This is a genomic window from Arthrobacter sp. NPDC057388 (genome assembly GCF_042668165.1).
Lineage (GTDB): Bacteria > Actinomycetota > Actinomycetes > Actinomycetales > Micrococcaceae > Arthrobacter.
Window position 1 is genome coordinate 82,460 of the sequence record NZ_JBHVBL010000001.1, and the last position, 22,103, is coordinate 104,562.

The following is a 22,103-nucleotide window of genomic DNA, read 5'->3' on the forward strand; positions in this document are numbered from 1 at the left end:
TCCCCAGCCCGAACCGATCACAACTCTCCAGTTAGGAACCGACCATGGCTGTTGGCGTCTTTGACCTCTTTTCCATTGGAATTGGCCCTTCGAGTTCCCACACGGTCGGGCCGATGCGGGCTGCCGCCGTGTTCGCGGAGGAGCTGAAGGCCTCGGGGACGTTGGCGGACGTGGCGTCGCTGCGGGTGGATCTGTACGGGTCGCTGGCGGCGACGGGGCACGGGCATGGGACCATGACGGCGGTTCTGCTCGGCCTGGAGGGGTACCACCCGGAGCTGATCCTGCCGGATGAGGTGGAGGAGCGGCTGGCGTCCATCGCGGAGACGGGAATCCTGAACCTGGCGGGGTCGGTTCCGTTGCCCTATGGCGTGGAGGACATGGTGCTGCGGCCGCTGACGGTGCTGCCGCGGCACACGAACGGGATGACGTTCACGGTCTTTGATGTGGACGGGGCGGAGCTGCAGAAGGCGACGTTCTTCTCGGTCGGGGGCGGGTTCATTGTCCGCGAGGGCGAGGAAGAGGCCGCGCAGCAGGAGCTGGACGAGTCGAAGAAGGACCTGCCGCTGCCGTTCCGGACCGCGGCGGAACTGCTGGGGCACTGCCGTGCCCAGGGCCTGTCGATTGCCGACATCATGCTGGTCAATGAGTGCGCGTCCCGGTCCGAGGAGCAGATCCGGGAGGGGCTGCTGCACATTTATTCGGTGATGGAGGGCTGCGTGCAGGCCAGCCTGAAGCGGGAGGGGCTGCTGCCCGGCGGGCTGAAGGTCCGCCGCCGTGCCCCCGACTGGCATGAACGGCTGCTGAAGGAAGGCCGTGACCACGGAGGGGACTACCGGGACCCGAAGTACTGGCAGGAATGGGTGAACCTCATCGCCCTGGCCGTGAACGAGGAGAACGCCTCCGGCGGGCGGGTGGTGACCGCCCCGACGAACGGGGCGGCTGGGATCATCCCCGCCGTCCTCTATTACGCGCTGCACTTCGCGCCCGGGATGGAGAACGCGACCCAGGAGGACCGCGACGACGTGGTGGTCCGGTTCCTGCTCGCCGCCGGCGCCGTCGGGGTGCTGTACAAGGAGCAGGCGTCGATCTCGGGTGCGGAGGTGGGCTGCCAGGGCGAGGTGGGATCGGCGTCGTCGATGGCCGCCGCCGGCCTGGCCGAGGTGATGGGCGGGTCCCCGGCGCAGGTGGAGAACGCGGCCGAGATCGCGATGGAGCACAACCTGGGCCTGACCTGTGACCCGATCGGCGGGCTGGTGCAGGTCCCGTGCATCGAACGGAACGCGATCGCCGCCGCCAAGGCGATCAACGCCGCCAAGATGGCGCTCTGGGGCGACGGTTCGCACCGGGTCTCGCTGGACGAGGTCATCGTGACCATGCGCGAAACCGGCAAGGACATGTCCTCCAAATACAAGGAAACGGCGATGGGCGGCCTCGCCGTCAACGTCGTGGCCTGCTGATTTTGCACTCCTGCTGATTTAGGACTACGGAAAGAGAACCATGACACTGGCACCAGAAGGCCGGAAAATGCTGCGGATCGAGCAGCGCAACGCGGCCACCCCGGTGGAACGCAAACCGGACTGGATCAAGGCCAAGGTCCAGATGGGCCCGGAATTCGTCGGCCTGAAAAACCTGGTCAAAAAGGAAGGCCTGCACACCGTCTGCGAAGAGGCCGGCTGCCCCAACATCTTCGAATGCTGGGAAGACAAGGAAGCCACCTTCCTCATCGGCGGCTCCGAATGCACCCGCCGCTGCGACTTCTGCCAGATCGACACCGGCAAACCCTCCCCCGTGGACCGGTTCGAACCCACCAAGGTCGCCCGCTCCGTGCAGTCCATGCAGCTGCGCTACGCCACCGTCACCGGCGTCGCCCGCGACGACCTCGAAGACGAAGGCGTCTGGCTCTACGCCGAAACCGTCCGCAAGATCCACGAACTCAGCCCCGGCACCGGCGTCGAACTCCTCATCCCGGACTTCTCCGGCAACCCCGACCACATCAAAGCGATCTGCGACTCCGCCCCCGAGGTCTTCGCGCACAACGTCGAAACCGTGCCCCGGATCTTCAAGCGCATCCGCCCCGCATTCCGCTACGAACGCTCCCTGGACGTCATCACCCAGGGCCGGAACCTGGGCATGGTCACCAAGTCCAACCTCATCCTGGGCATGGGCGAAACCCGCGAGGAAATCTCCGAAGCGCTCCGCGACCTGCACGCCGCGGGCTGCGACCTGATCACCATCACCCAGTACCTCCGCCCCTCCGAACGGCACCTGCCCGTGGACCGCTGGGTCAAACCCCAGGAATTCGTCGACCTGCAGCACGAAGCCGAAGAGATTGGCTTCCTCGGCGTCATGTCCGGGCCCCTGGTCCGCTCCTCCTACCGCGCCGGCCGGCTCTGGGCCACCGCCATGCGCAAAAAAGGCCGCGACATCCCCGCCGAACTCGCCCACATCGCAGACGGCATCCAGGACTCCGGCACCACCCGCCAGGAAGCCAGCACCCTCCTCAAAAGGCCGGCCTGAAACCGCGGGTATAGCGTTGTTGCATGACCGAAACCTACAGATACGACGTTGAGGTCCTGCATCTGCTCGTGTCGCCTGGCCATGCGTATTTCGGCCGTGCGCGGGACGGCGCCGCTGACGTGCCGACGACGGACGCCGAGCAGGTCGAGGTGGTGGCCGGCAAGGGCATCGTCGGGGACAGGTTCTTCGGCAAGGCAGCGCACATGGACGCCGCCGTCACGCTCTTCGCGGTGGAAGCGCTCGAGGCCATCGCCGAAGAACTCGACGCCGGTCCCTTCGATCCCCTGCTGACCCGGCGCAACGTGATCCTCCGGGGCGCCCACCTGGCCCCGCTCCTGGGCCAGGACTTCACATTGGAGTCACAGGGCAATGTGGTGCGGTTCAGGGGCGGACGCCCCGCCCACCCCTGCGCCTGGATGGACAGGATGCTCGCGCCCGGCGCGCATGCCGCGATGCGCGGGCGCGGCGGCATGCGCTGCCATGCGCTTTCCGACGGCGTGCTGCACCGCGGGCCTGCGGTGCTGGTCAGTCCCGTGCCGCTCCAGCCCGGGCAGGCGGGCGTTCCGAGCGTGCTGCGGCCAGGCCGGCTGCCGTAGCGCTGTTACAGCCCCGGCGCCTGCCCCAGCTCGGCCCGCAGCTGCGAAAGCCGGGCGTAGGCGCTGTCCCGGTAAGCGACGAGGTCATCCCGGCTGGCGGGGTCGATGTCCAGGAACCCTCGGCCGGTTTTCAGCCCGAGGTTGCCTTCCTCGACCGTTGATGTCAGCGCGGCGGGCGGGGAAAACCGCTCGCCGTAAGCCTTCTCCAAGGTCCGGTACGAGGACTCGTAGACGTCCAGCCCGGCCATGTCGCCGATAGCGAAGGGCCCGAAGAGCGCCAGCCGGAACCCGAAGGTGCTGCTGACCACCGCATCGATCTGTGACGGGGCGGCGACTCCCTCTTCCACGATCCGGGCCGCTTCCTTGTACAGCGCGAACTGCAGGCGGTTGGCCACGAATCCCGGAGTGTCGGCCACCCGGGCCGGAGTCTTGCCAAGGGACCGGATGAGCTCTTCGGCAAGGTCCATCACGCCGGGCGCCGTCTGCGGCCCGGGGATCAGCTCCACCCCGGGAATGAAGGGCGCAGGGTTCATCCAGTGGACGCCGAGGAAGCGTTCCGGGTTGCTGACCGCCGCTGCCAGTTCCCCGATCGGAATGGCGGACGTGTTTGATGCGATGACCGCCCCGGCGGGCGCTGCCGCGGAGATGCGGCCCAGGATGTCCGCCTTGATGACCCGGTCCTCCGGGACCGCCTCGGCGACGTAGTCCGCCGTCGAAACGGCCTCCTCGATGCTCGCGGCAGCGGTGAGGTTGCCCGCGATCGTGTCGGCGGCACCGGCAGGCAGCAGCCCCCGGGCCTCGAAGTCCCGCGCCTGGTTTACAAGGCGAACGCGGGAGCGTTCGGCGATTTCGCCGTCGACATCCCCCAGCGCCACCCCGTAGCCGTGCAGTGCCAGGACCTGGGCTATGCCGCCGCCCATGTAGCCGGCACCGACCACTGCGGTGGCCGCGATGCTCTGTATGGTTTGCATGTTGCTCCTCTTCAAGACGCCAAACGGGAGGGTCAGCGGATGGTGTAGCCGCCGTCGACGGTCAGCGTGTGACCGGTGATGAGCGACGCCGCGTCGCTGAGCAGGAACGCCACGCCGCCGGCGATGTCTTCGGGTTCCCCGAATCGGCCCGCCGGGATCCGGGAGAGCAGTTCGCTGGCCCAGTCTGGCCGGCTGAGGGTCGATGCCGTCAGTTCCGTCCGCACGAACGTCGGGGCGACGGCGTTGACCCGGATTCCGGCGGCGGCCCACTCCAGGGCCAGGATCTTGGTCAGGTGGATCATCCCGGCCTTGCTGGTGCCGTAGGCCGCGCGCTCCTCGATCCCGACGATCCCCGCCTGGGAGGCGATGTTGACGATGGCCCCGCGGGTGCCGGCATCCATCCAGCGCCGCGCCAGTGCCGTGGTCAGGAAGAAGGTGCCCTTGAGGTTGGTATCAAAGACGGTGTCCCAGTCATCCTCCGTCAGCTCCAGGGCCGGCTTGGGCACGTTGACCCCGGCGTTGTTGACCAGCAGGTCAATGCCGCCGCTGGCCTGCTGGAGCGATTCGACGAAGCCTTCGACGTTGCTGGTATCGGTGAGGTCCACGGCCAGCGGCGGAGTCCCGTACCGTTCACTGATCTGTTTGGCGGTTTCGGCGTCGCGGCTGGTTCCGTAGACGGTGGCGCCGCACCCGGCAAGGCCATCAGCAATGGCCTTGCCGAGCCCGCGGCCCGCCCCCGTGACCAGGGCTTTCTTGCCGTCCAGTCGGAAATTCGGCGCTTCCGGCATTTGCGGTCCCCGTTAGCTGTCGAAGGTGTGGTCCGACCAGGGCAGGGACGTGCCGCGGTACTTCGCGGCGCGGACATCGCCGGACCGGGCGTGGCCCTCAAACCGCTCCACCCTGGACGCGCGGCCGCAGAGTTCGCCGAAGAAGGCGCTGGATTCTGTGTTGGTCACTTCCTGGTAGGTGACGGTGCGCAGGTACTTGCCCACCCAGAGGCCGCCGGTGTAGCGGGCCGCGCCGCGCGTGGGCAGCACGTGGTTGGTGCCGATCACCTTGTCGCCGTAGGACACGCAGGTTCCCTCGCCGAGGAACAGGGCGCCGTAATCGTGCATCTTCTCCAGCGCCTCGCGGGGGTTCTGCGTCAGGATCTGGACGTGCTCGTAGGCGTATTCATCAGCCAGGGCGTACGCGTCATCGAGGGTCCCCACCACGTGGACGGCGCCCCAGTCGCGCCAGGCCGCGGCGGCGTAGTCGCGGGTGGGCATGTCCACGAGAATGGTGTCGATGTGCTCCATGACCTTGCGGCCCAGCTCTTCGCTGGTGGTGATCAGGACGGCCGGGGAGTCGGGGCCGTGCTCGGCCTGGGACAGCAGGTCGACGGCGACGATGAACGGGTCAGCGTGTTCATCCGCCACGATCAGGACCTCCGTGGGACCGGCGAAGAGGTCGATGCCGACCTCGCCGAAGAGCTGGCGCTTGGCCTCGGCGACGAAGGCGTTGCCCGGGCCGGCCAGCATGTTGACCGGCTTGATGGTTTCGGTGCCGATGGCCAGGGCGGCCACGGCCTGGATGCCGCCGAGCAGGTAGATCTCGTCGGCGCCGGCCAGGTACATGGCCGCCACCGTGGCGTCCGGAACCTCGCCCTGGATCAGCGGGGTGCAGGCTGCGACCCGTTCGACGCCGGCAACCTTGGCGGTGACGATGGTCATGTGGGCGCTGGCGAGGAGCGGGTACTTGCCGCCCGGGATGTAGGCGCCGGCGGCCTGGATCGGAACGTTCTTCTGGCCGAGGAAAACGCCGGGGAGGGTCTCGATTTCAAAGTCGGACAGCGACTCCAGCTGCTTCTGCGCCATCACGCGGACCTGCTGCTGGACGAACTTGATGTCCTCGATGACCTGCTCCGGCACCCGGGCCATGATCTCATCGAGCTGCTCCTGGCTGAGCAGGAAGGATTCGGGGGCGTGCTTGTCGAACTTTGCGGAGTATTCGCGCACGGCTTCGTCCCCCCGCTCGCGGATGTCCGCAATGACAGCTTCCACGGTGGCGCGCACCTCGGGAGTGCTGCCACGGGCCACGCTGTTGCGCTCGGGCTCCTTCAGCAGGGTGGAGTCGACGGCGGTGCTAAGTGCTGTTGTAACGGTCATCAGGGTTGCCTTTCCATCTTCGTCGATGGGCGACCTATGGAGCGCCCGGCCAGTCCCTCAGGACCGGATGATCATCGAGTGTATACGTATACATTTTTTGGCACAAGGGGTTGAATCTGGTTTTTGCATACGTATACACTGCTAGTCACGAGCCAGCCGGTGTGGCTGGGCTCACTGTCCGGACGAAGACAAAGGAGTCTCTACATGAGCGCCCCCGTGACAACGGCAGCACCGCCGGCCATCGATCCGAAGATGCGCCGCAAGGCACTGGTCTCCTCAGTGCTCGGCAGCTGCATCGAGTGGTACGACTTTTACGTCTACGGCGTTGCCGCCGCCATCATCCTCAACACCCAGTTCTTCCCGCAGGTGAGCCCGTTCGCCGGCATCCTGCTGTCCTTCAGCACCTACGCGATCGGCTTTGCCGCCCGCCCGGTCGGCGGCCTGATCTTCGCCCACTTCGGCGACCGCCTGGGCCGCAAGAAGATGCTCATGGCCACCCTCGGCCTGATGGGCGCCGGCACCTTCCTGATCGGCTGTCTGCCCAACTTCGCCACGATCGGCGTCGCGGCACCCATCCTGCTGGTCCTGCTGCGGATCATCCAGGGCATCGGCGTCGGCGGCGAATGGGGCGGGGCTGCCCTCATGGCCACCGAATACGCCCCGGCGAAGCGCCGCGGGTTCTTCGGCTCGTGGCCGCAGATCGGCGTTCCGGCCGGCACCCTGCTGGCCAACGGCGCGTTCTTCATCATGGGCGGCCTCATCTCGCCCGAGCAGTTCATGGCCTGGGGCTGGCGCATCCCGTTCCTGGTTTCCATCCTGCTGGTGGTGCTGTCCTTCTACATCCGCCGCAACGTGGACGAGTCCCCCGCCTTCGAGGAGATCAAGCGCAAGGGCGAAATCGAGAAGATGCCCGTGGTCAAGGTCATCAAGACCCGGCCGCTGACCATCCTGAAGGTCATCATGATGCGCTTCGCGGAGAACGCAAACTACTACATCTACACCACCTTCCTGCTGGCCTACGGACCGGCGATCCTGCTGGAAAAGAACAGCATCCTGCTGGCAACCATGATCATGGCCGGCCTGGGCATCTTCTCCATTCCGTTCTGGGGCTGGGTCTCCGACCGCTGGGGCCGCCGCTACACGGTGATCGCAGGCGCGGCGACCATGCTCCTGATGGCCTTCCCGTTCTTCTGGGGTGTCCAGACCGGCGACTTCTTCATGGTCCTGCTGGTCCTGGTCTTGACCTGCAACGTCGGACGCGACCTCTGCTACTCAGTGGAACCGGCATACTTCACCGAGCTGTTCGAGCCCAAGCTGCGCTACTCGGGCGCGTCCGTCGGGCCGCAGGTGGCCGCGGTCTTCGCTGGCGGCTTCGCACCGCTGATCGCCACCGCCCTGATCGGCCCGGAGTTTGACCGGTTCTGGCTCGTCGCGCTGTACATGATCGCGACGTCGGTCATCACCATTGTGGGTGCCCTCTGGTCTCCCGAGACGGCACCCCGGGTCCGGCTGCGGCGCGGCCTGAGCGCCGAGCACGATCCCACCACCGGCCGATAAGCAGAGCCGGCGCCACCGCCGGTGACCTGTCATGCGCAGGTCACCGGCGGTGCCAGCTTCAGGGATTGGCTACTCTGAAACGACGAAAATGACACATCCGCAGGACGCCGGCGCGGACGGCAGCGGAAAAGGAGGACACCCCGATGGTCACCAGCCGTGATGTCGCAGAACTCGCGGGCGTTTCACAGGCCACAGTGTCCCGGGTGATGTCCTCCCCCGCGAAGCTGTCCCCCGCGACGCGCGCCCGTGTCCAGGCGGCCATGGAAACGCTGGGCTACGTGCCCCACGCCGGGGCGCAGGCCATGAAAACCAGGCGGACCAACACCATCGGCGTGGTGGTCGCCGACCTGACCAACCCGTTTTACCCCGAAGTCCTCGATGAACTCAGCCGCGAGCTGGACGCCGCAGGCTTCCGCGTCGTCATCTGGAACGCCGGAGGCGGCAGCCACCACGATGCACTGAAGGCCATCCGGGAACACGCCGTCGACGGCGTCATCTTCACGACGGCCACGGAGGATTCCGTCGAACTGCAGGCGGCCATTGAGAAGAAGAGCCCGATCGTCCTCATCAACCGCGTGGTGGAAGGCCTGGACTGCGACCAGGTCACCAGCAGCAACACTGAAGGGGGCGCCGCCGTCGCCGACTACCTCCTGAACAACGGCAGGACCCGGGTGGCCTTCATCGGCGGTGCTGAAAACGCGAGCACCTCCCGTGAGCGCGCCCGGGGCTTCCTGGACCGGATGGCCGGGCGGGGCCACGGCGTGCCGGAACACTTCCGCTTCCACGGCGGGTTCTCCCACGACGTCAGCGCACAGGTCATGAACCGGCTGCTTGCCCGCGCCGACCGGCCCCAGGCCGTCTTCTGCGCCAACGACCTGATGGCCTTCGGTGCGCTGGATGCCCTGCGGGCCAACCGCATCCCGGCGCAGGACTGCTGGGTGATCGGCTACGACGACGTCGATATGGCGGCGTGGGATTCCTTCAGCCTCACCACCGTGCGCCAGCCCAGCCGCGACATGGCCCGCGCAGGCGCGAAGATGCTGCTGGAGCGCATCCATGCCCCCGGGGAGCCGCCGCGCCGGGTGAACTTCCCGTGCGACCTGATCGTCCGGGGCAGCACCGGGCTCGCCGGGGCAGGGAAGTCAGGGCCGGCTTAGCCGGGCTCGCTTACCCCTACCGGCGCGCGCTCTCGAGCGCGGCCAGGTGCTCGGGGCGGACTGCGGATGCGCGCTCCTGGTAGTCCGGGTGCTTGCGCAGCCAGAGCTTGACGTACGGGCAGACAGGCACGACGGCGATCCCGGCATCCAGGGTTTCGTCCAGCGCGTCCTGGACCAGGCGCGCAGCCAGGCCCTGCCCGGCGTAGTCCTCGCTGACGGTCGTGTGGTAGAAAATCCGCTCCGGCCCCTGTCCCCCGTCATGCGGCAGGTAGTGCGCCTTCCCGATGACGGTGTCGCCGTCGAGCAGCTCGTAGCGGCGGCGCTCCGGGGCGCTCCGGACGGTGAATGTTGATTGCAGTTCCAAGGGTCCTCCTGGGTCGGTGATCTGTCAGCCGCGGGGCCGAAGCCGGGCGTTGGGCAACGCCGGGGCAGGCAGCGGGGCGGGATAGCCTTCCGGAAAAGGCCCAAAGCGGGGGAAGGGCGTGCCGTCCGGGTACGTGCTGCCCGCGGGAGGATCGGCAGGTTCGGCGCCGATCTCTGCCTGCCAGGCGGCGCGGTAGTCAACCACCTCCTCGTGGGTGCGCCCCACGAAATTCCACCACATCACGATCTGCTCACCGAGCGGCTCTCCGCCGAGGATCAGCAACCGCGCCGGCGCCTGCCCGGCCTCCAGCACAATCCCGGTCCGGCCCGGCCGCAGGTAGTGCAGGTGGTCCACCGCCAACGCAGTCCCGTCGACGGAAACGTCGCCGGTGTCGAGCAGGATGCCGTGTTCAAAGGACGGGTCCAGGTCCAGTTCCAGCCGGGCTCCGGCGTGAAGCACCGCCTCGGCACCCAGCAGCGGCGGGGTGTAGGTGGCCACGGGCGAGGAGGAGCCGGCGAGCGAGCCGAGGAAAACACGCAACTCGCTGCCGTCCCCCTGCACCGGTTCCGGGGCGTAGTGCTCGAACGTCGGGGCCATGTGCCTGGTTTCCTCGGGCAGGGCGTACCAAAGCTGGGCGCCGTGCAGGATCCGGGTGTCCGGGGTGGAGAACTCCTGGTGCGAGATCCCGCGTCCGGCAATCATGAGGTTGACTTCCCCGGGGCGGACGGTCGCCGCGTAGCCGGCCGAGTCGCGGTGGTCCACGTTGCCGCTGAACAGCCAGCTCACAGTCGCCAGGCCCGTGTGCGGGTGGCGCGGGACTTTCATGCCGCCCGACTCCGGGACGAGGTCCGGGCCGTAGTGGTCCAGGAAGCACCAGGCGCCGATGAGGCTGCGCTGCTTCTGGGGCAGGGTCCGGCGGACGGGCATGGCCCGCGGCCCGCCCAGGGGAACGTCCCGGGGGGCCAGGACCTCGATCGCTTCCGCGTGGCCGCCCTCCGTGCAGACGATCTCCTCGGGGAAGGTTTCCAGGTTGCTCATGCCGATCATCCTTTCAACAATGCGGCTTCCGGAGCAACGGAGACGTGCACGGACCGGATTTTGGTTGACGCTTCAAATTCGCGGAAGCACACTGGGATGAGCTGTGGAGGACCCGCAGTAAGTGTCTCGCCCATCAGAGGAAGAAGAACACAATGACTGACATCACCATCATCGGAACCGGCAACATGGCCCGCGGACTGGCAACCCGTGCGATCGCGGGCGGCAACACCGTCCAGCTGCTCGCGCACGACGATAAAGCCAAGGCGGACAGCCTCGCGGCGGAACTAGGCGGCTCAGTCACCACGGGCGTGGTGGGCGACGACGTCAGCGGCCACATCGTGATCCCCGCCGTGTACTTCGATCCGGCCAAGGAGGTCGTGGCCAGGTACGGCAGCTCACTGGACGGCAAGGTCTACGTGGACATCACGAACCCGGTGGACATGTCCACATTCGAAGGCCTCAGCGTTCCCGAGGGCAGCTCCGCCGCCGAAGAGCTCCAGAAAACCACCGGCGCCAAGGTGGTGAAGGCCTTCAACACCACCTTCGCTGGGACGCTGGCCGCCGGTGACGTCGCCGGCCAGCAGCTGGACGTCCTCATCGCCGGCGACGACGAGGACGCGGTCCGGGCCGTCGCAGCGTTCGTGGAAGCAGGCGGCCTCCGGCCGATCGTCGTCGGGCCACAGCGGCGCGCCCGGCAGCTCGAGCAGGTCGGCTTCCTGCACATCCTGCTCTCGGCCAACGACCAACTGCCGGAGTTCCAGTGGAACTCCGCGCTGAAAGTGGTTTCTGGCAGCTAGCCACCGAAAAAACCGATCGGTTGCTCCGCAACTGCCGTTTTGGGGGGCTGATAAGGGCAGTTACGGAGCAATCGATGGAGGGACCTAGCTCTTGGGCAGGCCGGCCGGGTTCAGCTCCGACTTGGCCACGGCTTCCGATGACAGGCCCCAGCGGTCCAGGATCTTGCCGTAGGTGCCGTCCTCGATCAGGTGGTTCAGGCCGGCCTGGGCGGCCGCGGCAAAGCCGTTGCCCTTCTTGGTGGTGGCGGCGATGCTCGCCTTCAGCGGCCAGCCGCCGTCGACCAGGCCCACCAGCTTGGTCTTCTCGTCCGTGGCGGCCTTGTAGGCGGCCGTGGCGTTCGGCCCAAACGCCAGGTCAGCGCGGCCGGACTGCAGCGCCAGGTTGGAGGCGGAGTCGTCGTCGTAGTACTGGAACTCGACCGGCTTCAGCCCCTTGGCCTTGTTCTCCGCGTCCCAGCGCAGCAGGATGGACTCCTGGTTGGTGCCCGAGCCGACAATGATCCGCTTGCCGGCGACGTCGGGGGCGGACTCGACCTTGCTGATGTCGCTGTCGCTCTTCGCGTAGAAGCCGAGCTTGTCGTCCCGGTAGCTGGCGAAGTCGAACTTGAGCTTACGCTCCTGCGTCACGGTGACGTTGGAGAGGACGGCCTCGTACTTGCCTGATTCGACGCCGAGGGGCCAGTCGGCCCAGGCGGTCGGAACGATTTCGGCCTCCAGCCCCAGCGTCTGGGCCAGGGCGACGGCGATGTCCACCTCGTTGCCCACCGGCGTCTTGTTATCGGTAGCGTAAACCGCCAGCGGCGGGGCGAACGGGCTCACGGCCACGGTCAGCTTCCCGTCCTTCTTAATGGCTTCCGGAACCAGCGCCGCGGCTTTCTCGTCCGCGGTGACGGGAAAACGGTCCTGCTCGGGCGTCAGGTTGAAGGCCTTGGCCGTTGACGTGGCTTTGGACGTGGAGGTGCTGGCGCCGGCCGGCGCGCTCCCCGACGCTGCAGCCCCGGGATCGGAGCACGCGGAGAGTGCCAGCAGGCTGGTGGCGGTGAAGGCCAGGGCCACTCCCGGCTTGAGTGCACGCGTGCGGGACTTGAGAGACTGACGGACCATTGTTTGCCCCCTGGAAGTATTGAATGGAAGTAGCGGTTGTGGCTGCAACTATCCGTCAGCGGAAAAGGGCGGTCAAAGCACGGGGAAACCGTAAGATACGCGGCGTAACCGTCATTAATAATGCTTTCGACGGCGTCATTCATCCTGCCCCGGACCGCACCGCCGCGCCTAGCATCGAGTATGAGCGATCAATTCACCACCGAACGTGACAGTTACGGCCGGCTCCTGGCGGACCGCGAAGTCTGGCGGCAGGCGGCCACCCTCCCCGCCGCCGGCGAGCTTACCGCGCGCTGGCTCGAGGGCACCAGCGAATACCAGCCTGGAACCCTCGCGCCGCGCTTCGATGACGAGACCCTGCCCATTGCCGGCCAGCTGGCCGAGCTCAACCGCAACGGCCTGTTCACGAAGGAATCCCAGCCGGGCCACGGCCCCGACGCCGGCCATGCCCAGCGCGAGTACGTCACCGGTTTCTGCTCAGCTGCGACTGCCGGTCGCTTGCTGCGGCTGTCGGCAGAGACGGAACTCATTGCCATCGCCCACGCCCCGGGCGAGGTCAGCCAGGCTTCCGTTCCGGTCACACTGCACGACGGCGAAGTGGTCACGGTCCTGGGAAGCAGCGAAAACCCTGTCGAGTCCGAGCAGATCCAGGACTGGGCGCGCGAAAGCAACGAAACCCTCGCCCTCCTGCTGGCCGATTCCTGGTACATCGAACTGCTCGATCCCGTCTGGGGCCGGCAGCAGCATCTTTTGCCTGCCGTCCTGGAGACCCTGAAATCAGCCCCGGAGGATCTTTAACCCGCGATTTTTGACGTTGCGCGACTCCCGATGAAGGCATAAGACCGCGGGGATGACCGCGTGCGACGCAGGGTGAACCCCTGCGTCGGCAGCCATTGTGGCTGCCGGAGGGGCCTCCGTAATCTCATTCCAACGCTCAGCGCCATCCCCTCCGCTCAATCTTCCAAAAGGAAAATTCCATGTCTTCTTCTCCCAACCAGAACCCGGGCTCCACCCGGATCGCCGCGGGACAGCCCAGCGGCCGCAAACGTCCCAGCGGACTCAAAATCGGCATCGCGGCCGGCATCCTGGCCGTCCTGGGAGCAGGCGTCGCCGTCGCCACCACGGCCGCCAACAGCTCCGCCCCGGACACCGCCAGCGCGGCCTCCGCCACCGGTCCCGCCGCCGAGCTGAAGCTGGGCTACTTCGGCAATATCACCCATGCCACCGCGCTGGTGGGAGTCCAGAAAGGCTTCATCGCCAAGGAGCTGGGCGAGACCAAACTCAGCACCCAGGTGTTCAACGCCGGCCCGGCCGCGATCGAGGCGCTGAACGCCGGCGCGATCGACGCCACGTACATCGGCCCGAACCCTGCCATCAACTCCTTCGTCAAGAGCAAGGGCGAATCCATCAGCATCATCGCCGGCGCAGCCTCCGGAGGCGCGCAACTGGTGGTCAAGCCCGAGATCAAGACGGCGGTGGACCTGAAGGGGAAGATTCTCGCTTCCCCGCAGCTGGGCGGCACCCAGGACGTGGCGCTGCGCGCCTGGCTGGGCAAGCAGGGCTACAAGACCAATCCCGACGGCGGCGGGGACGTTGCGATCAACCCCACCGAAAACGCCCAGACGCTGAAGCTGTTCCAGAACGGCAAGCTCGACGGCGCGTGGCTGCCCGAGCCGTGGGCCTCCCGCCTGGTGCTGCAGGCCGGGGCGAAGGTGCTGGTGGATGAGAAGGACCTGTGGGACGGGTCGCTGACTGGCAAGCCGGGCGAGTTCCCCACCACCATCCTGATCGTGAACAAGAAGTTCGCCGCCGAGCACCCGCAGACCGTGGACGCCCTGCTCAAGGGCCACGTCGAAGCCGTGAAGTGGCTGAATGACACCCCGGCCGCAGAGAAGGCCACGGAAGTGAACGCCGCCCTGAAGGAAGTGGCCGGCAAGGCGCTCTCGCAGGACGTCATTGACCGTTCACTGAAAAACATCGTGTTCAGCGTGGACCCGCTGGCCGGCGCTTTCAAGAAGTTGCTGCAGGACGGCGTCGACGCCGGCACCACCAAGCAGGCCGACATCAACGGCATCTTCGACCTGACTCAGCTGAACGCCGTCACCGGCGAAAAGACCTCCGCCGCAGGGCTGGGCAAGGAATAAAGCCGGGCAGGGAGTAATCCGGTAAGACAGACAAAAAGGATCCGGCGGGAACATTCCTGCCGGATCCTTTGTGGTTCAAGCCGCAGCCCCCGACAGCGCGAACTGGCAGGAAATGCCCTCAAAACGGGGATTTGCGGGCATTAGCTGCCAGTTCGCGCGGGGTGGCGACAACGTCGGTCCTGTTACAGCGCCTTGGAATAGTGCGGCACGGCGGAGTACTCGGGCACGGCTGCGGGGTCGTCCGCGTTTTTCAGTGCGTAGTGAAAGACCATCCCGTCGGGGCTCTCCTGGCTTCCGACATATTCGGCTGCCGCCCACTCCCCGCCGGCCACGGCCCCAGCCCAGGCATGGGCCTCCTCCCAGTGGACAGCGGAGGCCATCCGGCCCGGCTGCAGGCTCAGGGACACGGCAACCCGCACCGACGGTTTCCCGGCGGAAGAACGGGGGCAGGTGAAGCCGACGATGTCAACCGAAACTCCAGGGGTGGCCAGGCACGGGCGGCGGGCCATGGTGGTGGCTGCCGCGTCCAGGCCTCCGGCACCGAAGTCCTGCCGCGCCAGCGCGTTAACCTGGCTGCGGAAGGTGTTCAGTTCAGCGCTGCATTGCGTCCGGATTCTATGAACCAAAGCTGTGATCATGTCCCCCTCGTTTCAGGGAGGGCGCTACGCCGCCCCGTCGTGATTATGGACTTACCCAACCACCCGGTAACTTGCTTCACAACGCTTGGCGACACCCGCCGTCGTGCAACGCAACAGTGCTTCATCTGCCGCAGTTGGGCGTAACACAGCGCATGCCCCACGGAAGAAACGCCTGCTCAGACGTGCATCCGCGCGACGAAGCGGAAGCGGTCGCCCCGGAAGACCGACTCCGTCCACTCGACTGGCCGCCCCTCGGGGGTGAAGCCCAGCCGGTGCACCAGCAGCATGGGAGCACCCATCTCGACGTCGAGCAGCTGCACCTCGGCCGGACCGGCCAGCTTCGTCTCCACGGTGTCCTCCACCTCGGCGATCCGGATTCCGTAGTCCTCCCGCAGTGCCGTGTACAGCGAACCGCGTTCCGCGACAGTCCGCTCAAGGTCCGGCAGCGGCCCGGCGAGGAAGGCGACCTCGTGCGCCAGCGGCTCGCCGTCGACCAGCCTGATCCGCTCCACCCGGTGGATGTCCGTACCCGGCTCAAGCGCCAGGCGCCGCGCCGTGGCCGGGTCCGCCGGCAGCACGCTCACATCCACAATCCGGGCAGCAGCCGTGTGGCCCTGGCTGGCGGCGTCGTCGGAAAAGGACGTGAGCTGGCGGACGTGCGTCACCTTAGGCGGCGCCACGTAGGTGCCCCGCCCCTGCGTCCGGTCCAGGCGGCCCTCAGCCACCAGCTCGCCGATGGCCTGCCGGACGGTGGTGCGGGACGTTCCGTACTGCTCCGCGAGCGCCCGCTCGGTGGGGATCAGCGTTCCGGGTGCCGCGTCCTCGATGAGGGCGAGGATCTGCTCCTTGAGTACGTAGTACTTGGGCAGGGCTGCAGCCGCGGAGGTTTCCATGGATCTGATGGTACCTATTGACACAAAAATTGGTCTAGGCCAAAATGATGGAAATTGGTTTACACCAATTCAGTAGAGCCAACCCCTCCCCATCACACTTCCAAGGACCCCAAAGATGTCGTTCCTGCAAGACCTGCGCCAGACGCCCCGCCTCGGCCTTCTGGTGGGCGGCACCGCCGCCACCATCGGCATAATCTACGGCTACGACCTGTCGAATATTGCCGGCGCCCTGCTGTTCATCACCAAGGAGTTCCAGCTCTCCACCAGCCAGCAGGAGCTGGTGACCACCGCCGTCGTCGTCGGTGAAGTCCTGGGCGCCGTCCTCGGCGGCTGGCTGGCCAACAAGGTGGGCCGCAAGGCCTGCATGGTGGGAGTGGCCGGAGCGTACGCGGCGTTCGCGGTGCTCAGCGCCATCGCCGCCGACGTTCCCATGCTGCTCATCGCCCGACTGCTGCTGGGCCTGACCATCGGCATTTCCGTGGTGGTGGTGCCCGTCTTCGTGGCGGAATCAGCGCCGCCCAAGGTGCGCGGTGCCCTGCTGGTGGCGTACCAGGTGGCCACGGTCATCGGCATCATCATCGGCTACCTGGCCGCCTACGTCCTGTCCGCCACCGAAAACTGGCGGCTGATGCTGGGCCTGGCCGCCGTGCCCGCCATCGCGGTCCTCGCCGTCACTCTCCGCCTCCCCGACACTGCCCGCTGGTACATGATGCGCGGCCGCACCGAAGAGGCCCGCCGCACCCTCAGCTCGATCGAGCCTGATGCCGACGTGGACGCCGAACTCGCGGACATGCGCCGCGCCATCAGCGAGGAGCGCGGCGGGGGCCTCCGCGAGATGCTGCGCTCCCCCTACCTGAAGGCGACCGTGTTCGTCGTCGGGCTCGGCTTCTTCATCCAGATCACCGGCATCAACGCCGTGGTGTACTACAGCCCGCGGATCTTCGAGGCCATGGGCTTCACCGGCAACGCAGCCCTCCTGCTGCTGCCCGCACTGGTCCAGGCCGCCTCGCTCGTGGCCGTCTTCGTCTCGCTGTCCCTCGTGGACCGCGTGGGCCGGCGCCCCATCCTGCTCGGCGGCATCGGCATGATGATCGTGGCCAACGCCATCCTGGTGGGGGTCTTCATGGCCGGACGCGACTTCGGCGGCGTCCTGACCGTGGTGGGCTTCCTCGGGGTCCTGCTGTTCACAGTGGGCTTCACCTTCGGCTTCGGCGCGCTGGTCTGGGTCTACGCCGGCGAGTCCTTCCCGGCCCGGCTGCGTTCCCTGGGCGCCAGCGCCATGCTGACCTCCGACCTGGTGGCCAACGTGATCGTCGCCGCCTTCTTCCTGACCATGCTGCAGCGGCTCGGCGGCGCCGGAACGTTCGCGGTGTTCGGTGCGCTGGCCATCGCCGGCTTCGTCTTCGTCCACCGGCTCGCCCCCGAGACCAAGGGCCGGAACCTCGAGGAGATCCGCCACTACTGGGAGAACGGCGCGCGCTGGCCGGAAGCTAGCGGCAATGCTGACAGCAACACGCCGGCGGCCAAGTGATGCGTGTTCTCGGACTGGATATTGGCGGCTCCAAGACCCACGCCATGCTTGCGGATGCTGGAACGGACGCCGTTGTTAAGGACGACGGCGGCACAACAGTTCCCCGGCAGCCCGCCGAGTGCACGGTGGGCAGCGCGAACATCGCCTCCGTCGGGGAACACGAAGCCGCCGCGGCGCTGGACGACCTGGCAACCCGGCTTGGCATCGGCGATCCTGCGGCCCACGGAATCCACACCGTGTTTGCCGGCGCCGCCGGGGCGGACACACCGGCGGCCCGGGAACGCCTGGCGAGTTTGCTGGCCGGCCGCTTCCCCGGAGCCCGGATCCACGTGGACCACGACACCCGGATCATCCTCGCCGCCGGAGGCCTCACGGCCGGCACCGTCCTCATCTCCGGCACCGGCTCCGCCGCCTGGGCGAAGGCCGGTGACGGCCGGGAAGCCCGCGCCGGCGGCTGGGGCTACCTGCTCGGCGACGAAGGCAGCGGCTACGCCGTCGCCCGCAGCGCGGTCCGCAACGCCCTCGAGGAGTCGGACCAGGGGCTGCGCGCCGGACCGCTGACCGCCCGGCTGCTGGCGGAGACCGGCACCATGGAACCCGCCGGTCTGCTGGACCTTTTCTACCGCATGCCGGAGCGCCGGTTCTGGGCCGGGCTGGCCGGAACCGTCTTTGCCCTGGCGGTCACGGATTCCGCGAGCGCAGCGATCGTTGAGGACGCCGCCGGGCACCTCGCCACACTGGCCGTGACGGTGAACCGGAGGCTGGGCACCCTTGCGGAAGGGGCACCGGAACCCTCCCCCGCACCGGTACTGCTGGCCGGGGGCATGCTGGTGAACCAGCCTTCCTTGGCCGCCAAGGTGCGCGACCTGCTGGCAGTTCGCGGCCTCACCGACGTCCGCGTACTGGAGCGGGCGCCCGCCTGGGGCGCCGTGGAGCTGGCCGGCCAGCTCGCCCTTACACCGCTCCGGCCGGCCGCCGGAGTCCCAGTCTGATCCCCTCTCTCGATAGCTACCCCGACCGACCGCACCTAGGAGACCCATGACCACCCAAAACATCACCGCCCCCGGCGCCCTGATGGCCGCCGAAATCCTCGAACAGCCCGAATCGCTGGCCCGGCTGCTTGAGCACGGCCGCCCCGACGTAGCCCGGCTGGCCGGCATCCTCCGGGACGCCGACATCCGGTACGTCCTGCTGGCCGCACGCGGCACCAGCGACCACGCGGCCCTGTACGCGAAGTACCTCATCGAGACGGTGCTGCGGCTGCCGGCCGGCCTTGCGTCGCCGTCGAGCCTTACCGTGTATGGTGCCGAGCCGAGGATGGACGGGGTGCTGTGGCTGGCGGTCAGCCAGTCGGGCGGCTCCCCTGACCTGGTGGACTCCACCGCCGCGGCCGCCCGGGGCGGTGCCCTCACCGTGGCCGTCACGAACGCCCCGTCCTCGCCGCTGGCGGCTGCCGCCCGGCACCACCTGGACATCCTGGCCGGGCCGGAGCGTGCCGTGGCCGCGACCAAGAGCTACACGTCGCAGCTGCTGGGGCTGTGGCTGCTTATCGACGCGTGGGCGGGAGGGAATGCTGCGGAAGCGGCGGACCTGCCGCGTCTCGCCGCCGATGTACTGGCCCGGCCGGAGATACTGGAGGTGGCTGACCGCTACCGCTTCGTGAACCACATCATCACGACGGGCCGCGGCTTCTCCTACCCCACCGCACGGGAGGCGGCACTGAAATTGATGGAAACGTCCTATCTGGCCGCGCACGCCTTTTCCGGCGCGGACCTGCTGCACGGGCCGTTCGCGATGATCGACGCCGACCGGCCCGTCATCGCCGTCGCCTCCCCCGGCGCCGGCGGCCGGGCCCTCGATCCGGTGCTGGACCGCCTGGCGGAGCGGGGCGCAGACATTTGCCTGGTGGGCGACGCCGGGGCTGCCCGGGCCGGGAACCACGTGGTGCCGCTGCCGGCCGTCCACGAGCAGCTTGCGCCGGTCCTGGAAATCATGCCCCTGCAACGGCTGGCCCATGCGATGGCGGGCGCCCGGCGCCATGACCCGGATGCGCCCCGGGGGCTGCGCAAGATCACGGAAACCTGGTGAGTCCGACGCTCATTTCTGCTGCCCGGGTCATCCTGCCGGACACCGTGCTGGAGCCGGGCTGGGTGGAAACCGACGGTTCCGTGATTGTTGCCGCCGGTCCCGGACTGCCCGCCCGGGAACCCGACTTCAGCTTCGCGGACAACACCCTCGCCCCGGGTTTCGTGGACGCCCACATCCACGGCGGCGGCGGCTTCAGCTTCAATGACGCTGATCCCGCTGCCGCCGCGGTCCGGATCGCAGAGGTGCACCGTTCGCACGGCACCACCACGCTGATGGCCAGCCTGGTCACCGCGCCGCTTCCGGAGCTTGAGAAGGCAGTGGCCGCGCTGGCGTCGCTGGTGGAGCAGGGGGTGCTGGCCGGGATCCATCTTGAGGGCCCGTGGCTCAGCCCCGACCACCGGGGCGCCCACGTGGAGGAACTGCTGCTCGCGCCGGAACCGGCCGCCGTCGACCGGCTGATGCTCGCCGGGCGGGGCACAGTGAAGATGGTCACGATCGCCCCTGAACTGGACGGCGGCCTGGCCGCCGTCCGGCAGGTCACCGGCTACGGCGCTGTCGCGGCCATCGGCCACACAGGTGCCGGCTACGATCTCGCCCGGCAGGCAATCGCTGCGGGGGCCACGGCCGGAACGCACGTGTTCAACGCGATGCGGCCGCTGCACCACCGGGAGCCCGGCCCTGCACTGGCGCTGCTGGAGGACCCTTCGGTCTTCGCGGAGGTGATAGCCGACGGCGTCCACCTCCATCCGTCACTGGTCCGCTTCATCCTGTCCAGCCCGGCGCGGGCGGTGTTTGTCACCGACGCGATGGCGGCGGCCTGCGCGGACGAAGGCACCTACCAGCTGGGCGGGCTGGACGTCCGGGTGTCCGACGGCGAGGCGCGGCTGGTCCGCGACGGCACGATCGCCGGCAGCATCCTCACGCTGGATGCAGCGGTCCGGCACGCCGTCCTTGACGCCGGCATCCCGCTCGCCGACGCCGTCCGTGCGGCGAGCCAGAACCCGGCGGACATGCTGGGGCTGTCCGACGTCGGCCGGATCGAGGCGGGGCGGCAGGCGGATTTGGTGGTTCTGGCACCGGACCTTCAGGTGGCGGCGGTGATGCACGCGGGGCGGTGGTTGTAACCGCGGTGGTTGATCTTCTGACGCCGGGTTCCCCGGCATGACGGGCCGCTTGTAGGGCGGCGAGCTTACCTGCAGGGCGGCGAGACGTGACGTCGCAAGCCCCTGCCCGAAGAGATGTCCATCAGGCCCCGATTCTTCGGACCATTTAGATGATCCTGGTCACCACACCCGGGATTTACCGCCCCTCCGAGTGCCAGGGTGAGATTTGAGAGCACAATGGAGCGACTGTCAATTAGACGGGATTTCGCCCGATTCTGACGCCGAAATTGATGGGCGCGGTGGGTACCGGACCCTCCCAGGGTTTCTGTTCCCGCTGGCATGACACGATGGCTACTTGACCGAATATCCATTACCGGCGGCGGGCATGTGCGATACCAGCAACGCGCTCGGCTGCAACAAACACGTCCGATCACCGAAGGGGTAAAGACCCGCCCACTCAACTGCAGTCAGTCGAGTAGCGCTACGCCGAACTCAGCGACGACAACCCGTAATTCCCTGAGGTACCGCTGCGCTTGGTCTGTAAGCGGAATAGAGGCATGGCCGATCCAGCCGATCTCGATGCGTTCGTCAACCTCGAGCGGGATGGCGACGATCTCCGGGTCGAGCTGCCCGCTGATGATGCCCGTCGAGATCGTGTAGCCGTCGAGCCCGATCATGAGATTGAAGATCGTCGCACGGTCAGAGACCCGGATCTCCTGCTTGCTGGACAAGGTGGAGAGAATCTCCTCGGCGAAGTAGAAAGAGTTGTTCGCACCTTGATCGAAGGTTAGGCGCGGCAAGCCGGCGAGATCGGCGAGAGTCGCACGCTCTTTTGAGGCGAGCGGGTTCCTCCGTGAAATGAAAATGTGCGGATCGGCGAGGAAAAGCGGAGTGAACGCAAGCCCGGATTCCCGGAGCAGCTTGTCGATGACTTTCCGGTTGAAGTCGTTCCGGTAAAGGATGCCTATCTCGCTACGGAGCGTCCGGACATCTTCGATGATGTCCCAGGTGCGGGACTCACGCAGCGAGAACTCGTATTCGGCCACCTCAGTGGCCTTCACCATCCGGACAAAGGCGTCCACCGCGAACGAGTAGTGCTGCGTTGACACCCCGAGCAGACGTCGCGTCGGCGGCCTGCCTAGGTAGCGCTGCTCGAGGAGGGCGAACTGCTCCACGACCTGCCTGGCGTAACCAAGGAACTCTGCCCCGTCGGCGGTGAGGGTGACCCCGCGGGCAGAGCGAAGCAGGAGCGAACGGCCTACCCGGGCCTCAAGGTCCTTCATCGCTGCGGACATTGTCGGCTGCGCGACATAGAGAAGATCGGCAGCTGCAGAGATCGACCCCTCGGCTGCAACTTCAATGAAGTAGCGGAGCTGCTGCAGGGTCAGTCCGCTCGAAAGCTGTGGCATAGGAAAAGTCTATATGAATGCATAGTAGCGCCTAGTTACCCGATACCCCCCG

General features: G+C 67.4%; 21 protein-coding genes. 12 read left to right on the forward strand and 9 right to left on the reverse strand.

From position 1 onward, the window contains the following. Positions 1–44 precede the first annotated feature (44 nt). From ACFUTU_RS00325 to ACFUTU_RS00335, 3 genes are read left to right on the forward strand one after another with little or no spacing between them, the layout of a single operon-like run. Entirely contained in the window at positions 45–1,457 is a 1,413-nt protein-coding gene (locus ACFUTU_RS00325; RefSeq protein ID WP_377959774.1) for an L-serine ammonia-lyase, read from the forward strand. Between the two features lie 40 nt (positions 1,458–1,497). Beyond that, the gene (gene lipA, locus ACFUTU_RS00330; RefSeq protein WP_377959775.1) at positions 1,498–2,517 is read left to right on the forward strand and encodes a lipoyl synthase; all 1,020 of its coding nucleotides are present in this window, start codon (positions 1,498–1,500) and stop codon (positions 2,515–2,517) included. 23 nt (positions 2,518–2,540) lie between these two features. Continuing rightward, positions 2,541–3,113, forward strand: coding sequence for an MOSC domain-containing protein (locus ACFUTU_RS00335; protein ID WP_377959776.1), 573 nt, complete (start codon positions 2,541–2,543; stop codon positions 3,111–3,113). A 5-nt stretch (positions 3,114–3,118) separates the two neighbouring features. On the opposite strand, the gene ACFUTU_RS00340 is transcribed toward ACFUTU_RS00335, so the two are convergent. The 3 genes from ACFUTU_RS00340 to hisD are packed head-to-tail and all read right to left on the reverse strand — an operon-like array spanning position 3,119 to position 6,231. Next, a complete protein-coding gene (locus tag ACFUTU_RS00340) occupies positions 3,119–4,084 on the reverse strand; it encodes a 3-hydroxyacyl-CoA dehydrogenase family protein (protein WP_377959777.1) in 966 nt (321 codons plus the stop codon). A 32-nt stretch (positions 4,085–4,116) separates the two neighbouring features. Beyond that, positions 4,117–4,872, reverse strand: a complete 756-nt coding sequence (locus ACFUTU_RS00345; protein WP_377959778.1) for an SDR family NAD(P)-dependent oxidoreductase — start codon at positions 4,870–4,872, stop codon at positions 4,117–4,119. A gap of 12 nt (positions 4,873–4,884) precedes the next feature. Next, positions 4,885–6,231, reverse strand: a complete 1,347-nt coding sequence (gene hisD / locus ACFUTU_RS00350) for a histidinol dehydrogenase (protein WP_377959779.1) — start codon at positions 6,229–6,231, stop codon at positions 4,885–4,887. A gap of 204 nt (positions 6,232–6,435) precedes the next feature. Between hisD and ACFUTU_RS00355 the strand changes: the two genes are divergently transcribed. Together ACFUTU_RS00355 and ACFUTU_RS00360 are read left to right on the forward strand one after the other, a co-directional pair. Beyond that, positions 6,436–7,788: an MFS transporter gene (locus ACFUTU_RS00355; protein WP_377959780.1), complete on the forward strand. Its 1,353-nt coding sequence runs from the start codon at positions 6,436–6,438 to the stop codon at positions 7,786–7,788. A gap of 143 nt (positions 7,789–7,931) precedes the next feature. Beyond that, positions 7,932–8,945 (forward strand): LacI family DNA-binding transcriptional regulator, encoded by a 1,014-nt coding sequence (locus ACFUTU_RS00360; RefSeq protein WP_377959781.1) that lies wholly within the window; start codon positions 7,932–7,934, stop codon positions 8,943–8,945. Between the two features lie 16 nt (positions 8,946–8,961). Here the strand turns inward: ACFUTU_RS00360 and ACFUTU_RS00365 are convergent, their stop codons facing one another. Together ACFUTU_RS00365 and ACFUTU_RS00370 are read right to left on the reverse strand one after the other, a co-directional pair. Beyond that, positions 8,962–9,309, reverse strand: a complete 348-nt coding sequence (locus ACFUTU_RS00365) for a GNAT family N-acetyltransferase (protein WP_377959782.1) — start codon at positions 9,307–9,309, stop codon at positions 8,962–8,964. Between the two features lie 24 nt (positions 9,310–9,333). Next, positions 9,334–10,347: a pirin family protein gene (locus ACFUTU_RS00370; protein WP_377959783.1), complete on the reverse strand. Its 1,014-nt coding sequence runs from the start codon at positions 10,345–10,347 to the stop codon at positions 9,334–9,336. Positions 10,348–10,499: 152 nt separating this feature from the next. Between ACFUTU_RS00370 and ACFUTU_RS00375 the strand changes: the two genes are divergently transcribed. Further along, positions 10,500–11,144 (forward strand): NADPH-dependent F420 reductase, encoded by a 645-nt coding sequence (locus ACFUTU_RS00375; RefSeq protein ID WP_377959784.1) that lies wholly within the window; start codon positions 10,500–10,502, stop codon positions 11,142–11,144. 84 nt (positions 11,145–11,228) lie between these two features. On the opposite strand, the gene ACFUTU_RS00380 is transcribed toward ACFUTU_RS00375, so the two are convergent. Continuing rightward, a complete protein-coding gene (locus ACFUTU_RS00380) occupies positions 11,229–12,248 on the reverse strand; it encodes an ABC transporter substrate-binding protein (RefSeq protein WP_377959785.1) in 1,020 nt (339 codons plus the stop codon). 180 nt (positions 12,249–12,428) lie between these two features. Between ACFUTU_RS00380 and ACFUTU_RS00385 the strand changes: the two genes are divergently transcribed. Next, positions 12,429–13,043, forward strand: coding sequence for a DUF6919 domain-containing protein (locus ACFUTU_RS00385; protein WP_377959786.1), 615 nt, complete (start codon positions 12,429–12,431; stop codon positions 13,041–13,043). A gap of 179 nt (positions 13,044–13,222) precedes the next feature. Then, positions 13,223–14,389 (forward strand): ABC transporter substrate-binding protein, encoded by a 1,167-nt coding sequence (locus tag ACFUTU_RS00390; protein WP_377959787.1) that lies wholly within the window; start codon positions 13,223–13,225, stop codon positions 14,387–14,389. Positions 14,390–14,571: 182 nt separating this feature from the next. Here the strand turns inward: ACFUTU_RS00390 and ACFUTU_RS00395 are convergent, their stop codons facing one another. After that, complete coding sequence (locus tag ACFUTU_RS00395; protein ID WP_377959788.1) at positions 14,572–15,027, reverse strand: hypothetical protein; 456 nt, start codon at positions 15,025–15,027, stop codon at positions 14,572–14,574. A 176-nt stretch (positions 15,028–15,203) separates the two neighbouring features. After that, positions 15,204–15,920, reverse strand: a complete 717-nt coding sequence (locus tag ACFUTU_RS00400) for a GntR family transcriptional regulator (RefSeq protein ID WP_377959789.1) — start codon at positions 15,918–15,920, stop codon at positions 15,204–15,206. 115 nt (positions 15,921–16,035) lie between these two features. Between ACFUTU_RS00400 and ACFUTU_RS00405 the strand changes: the two genes are divergently transcribed. Genes ACFUTU_RS00405 through nagA form a run of 4 tightly spaced genes read left to right on the forward strand, consistent with a single transcriptional unit; the run spans position 16,036 to position 20,663 of the window. Further along, on the forward strand, positions 16,036–17,451 hold the full coding sequence (locus ACFUTU_RS00405; protein WP_377959790.1) for a sugar porter family MFS transporter: 1,416 nt from the start codon (positions 16,036–16,038) through the stop codon (positions 17,449–17,451). Next, a complete protein-coding gene (locus ACFUTU_RS00410) occupies positions 17,451–18,443 on the forward strand; it encodes an N-acetylglucosamine kinase (RefSeq protein WP_377959791.1) in 993 nt (330 codons plus the stop codon). The genes ACFUTU_RS00405 and ACFUTU_RS00410 overlap by 1 nt, the downstream gene beginning before the upstream one ends. 46 nt (positions 18,444–18,489) lie before the next feature. Continuing rightward, entirely contained in the window at positions 18,490–19,539 is a 1,050-nt protein-coding gene (locus ACFUTU_RS00415) for an SIS domain-containing protein (protein ID WP_377959792.1), read from the forward strand. Next, complete coding sequence (nagA, locus tag ACFUTU_RS00420; protein WP_377959793.1) at positions 19,536–20,663, forward strand: N-acetylglucosamine-6-phosphate deacetylase; 1,128 nt, start codon at positions 19,536–19,538, stop codon at positions 20,661–20,663. Before ACFUTU_RS00415 ends, nagA begins: the two co-directional genes overlap by 4 nt. A 446-nt stretch (positions 20,664–21,109) precedes the next feature. Here the strand turns inward: nagA and ACFUTU_RS00425 are convergent, their stop codons facing one another. Continuing rightward, positions 21,110–22,051, reverse strand: coding sequence for a LysR family transcriptional regulator (locus tag ACFUTU_RS00425; protein WP_377959794.1), 942 nt, complete (start codon positions 22,049–22,051; stop codon positions 21,110–21,112). Positions 22,052–22,103: the final 52 nt, after the last annotated feature.

Bases quoted from the DNA above. Each gene is read 5' to 3' on its own strand.
- ACFUTU_RS00325 (WP_377959774.1), top strand. From the start codon at position 45: ATGGCTGTTGGCGTCTTTGACCTCTTTTCCATTGGAATTGGCCCTTCG.
- lipA (WP_377959775.1), top strand. From the start codon at position 1,498: ATGACACTGGCACCAGAAGGCCGGAAAATGCTGCGGATCGAGCAGCGC.
- ACFUTU_RS00335 (WP_377959776.1), top strand. From the start codon at position 2,541: ATGACCGAAACCTACAGATACGACGTTGAGGTCCTGCATCTGCTCGTG.
- ACFUTU_RS00340 (WP_377959777.1), bottom strand. From the start codon at position 4,084: ATGCAAACCATACAGAGCATCGCGGCCACCGCAGTGGTCGGTGCCGGC.
- ACFUTU_RS00345 (WP_377959778.1), bottom strand. From the start codon at position 4,872: ATGCCGGAAGCGCCGAATTTCCGACTGGACGGCAAGAAAGCCCTGGTC.
- hisD (WP_377959779.1), bottom strand. From the start codon at position 6,231: ATGACCGTTACAACAGCACTTAGCACCGCCGTCGACTCCACCCTGCTG.
- ACFUTU_RS00355 (WP_377959780.1), top strand. From the start codon at position 6,436: ATGAGCGCCCCCGTGACAACGGCAGCACCGCCGGCCATCGATCCGAAG.
- ACFUTU_RS00360 (WP_377959781.1), top strand. From the start codon at position 7,932: ATGGTCACCAGCCGTGATGTCGCAGAACTCGCGGGCGTTTCACAGGCC.
- ACFUTU_RS00370 (WP_377959783.1), bottom strand. From the start codon at position 10,347: ATGAGCAACCTGGAAACCTTCCCCGAGGAGATCGTCTGCACGGAGGGC.
- ACFUTU_RS00375 (WP_377959784.1), top strand. From the start codon at position 10,500: ATGACTGACATCACCATCATCGGAACCGGCAACATGGCCCGCGGACTG.
- ACFUTU_RS00380 (WP_377959785.1), bottom strand. From the start codon at position 12,248: ATGGTCCGTCAGTCTCTCAAGTCCCGCACGCGTGCACTCAAGCCGGGA.
- ACFUTU_RS00385 (WP_377959786.1), top strand. From the start codon at position 12,429: ATGAGCGATCAATTCACCACCGAACGTGACAGTTACGGCCGGCTCCTG.
- ACFUTU_RS00390 (WP_377959787.1), top strand. From the start codon at position 13,223: ATGTCTTCTTCTCCCAACCAGAACCCGGGCTCCACCCGGATCGCCGCG.
- ACFUTU_RS00395 (WP_377959788.1), bottom strand. From the start codon at position 15,027: ATGATCACAGCTTTGGTTCATAGAATCCGGACGCAATGCAGCGCTGAA.
- ACFUTU_RS00400 (WP_377959789.1), bottom strand. From the start codon at position 15,920: ATGGAAACCTCCGCGGCTGCAGCCCTGCCCAAGTACTACGTACTCAAG.
- ACFUTU_RS00405 (WP_377959790.1), top strand. From the start codon at position 16,036: ATGTCGTTCCTGCAAGACCTGCGCCAGACGCCCCGCCTCGGCCTTCTG.
- ACFUTU_RS00410 (WP_377959791.1), top strand. From the start codon at position 17,451: ATGCGTGTTCTCGGACTGGATATTGGCGGCTCCAAGACCCACGCCATG.
- ACFUTU_RS00415 (WP_377959792.1), top strand. From the start codon at position 18,490: ATGACCACCCAAAACATCACCGCCCCCGGCGCCCTGATGGCCGCCGAA.
- ACFUTU_RS00425 (WP_377959794.1), bottom strand. From the start codon at position 22,051: ATGCCACAGCTTTCGAGCGGACTGACCCTGCAGCAGCTCCGCTACTTC.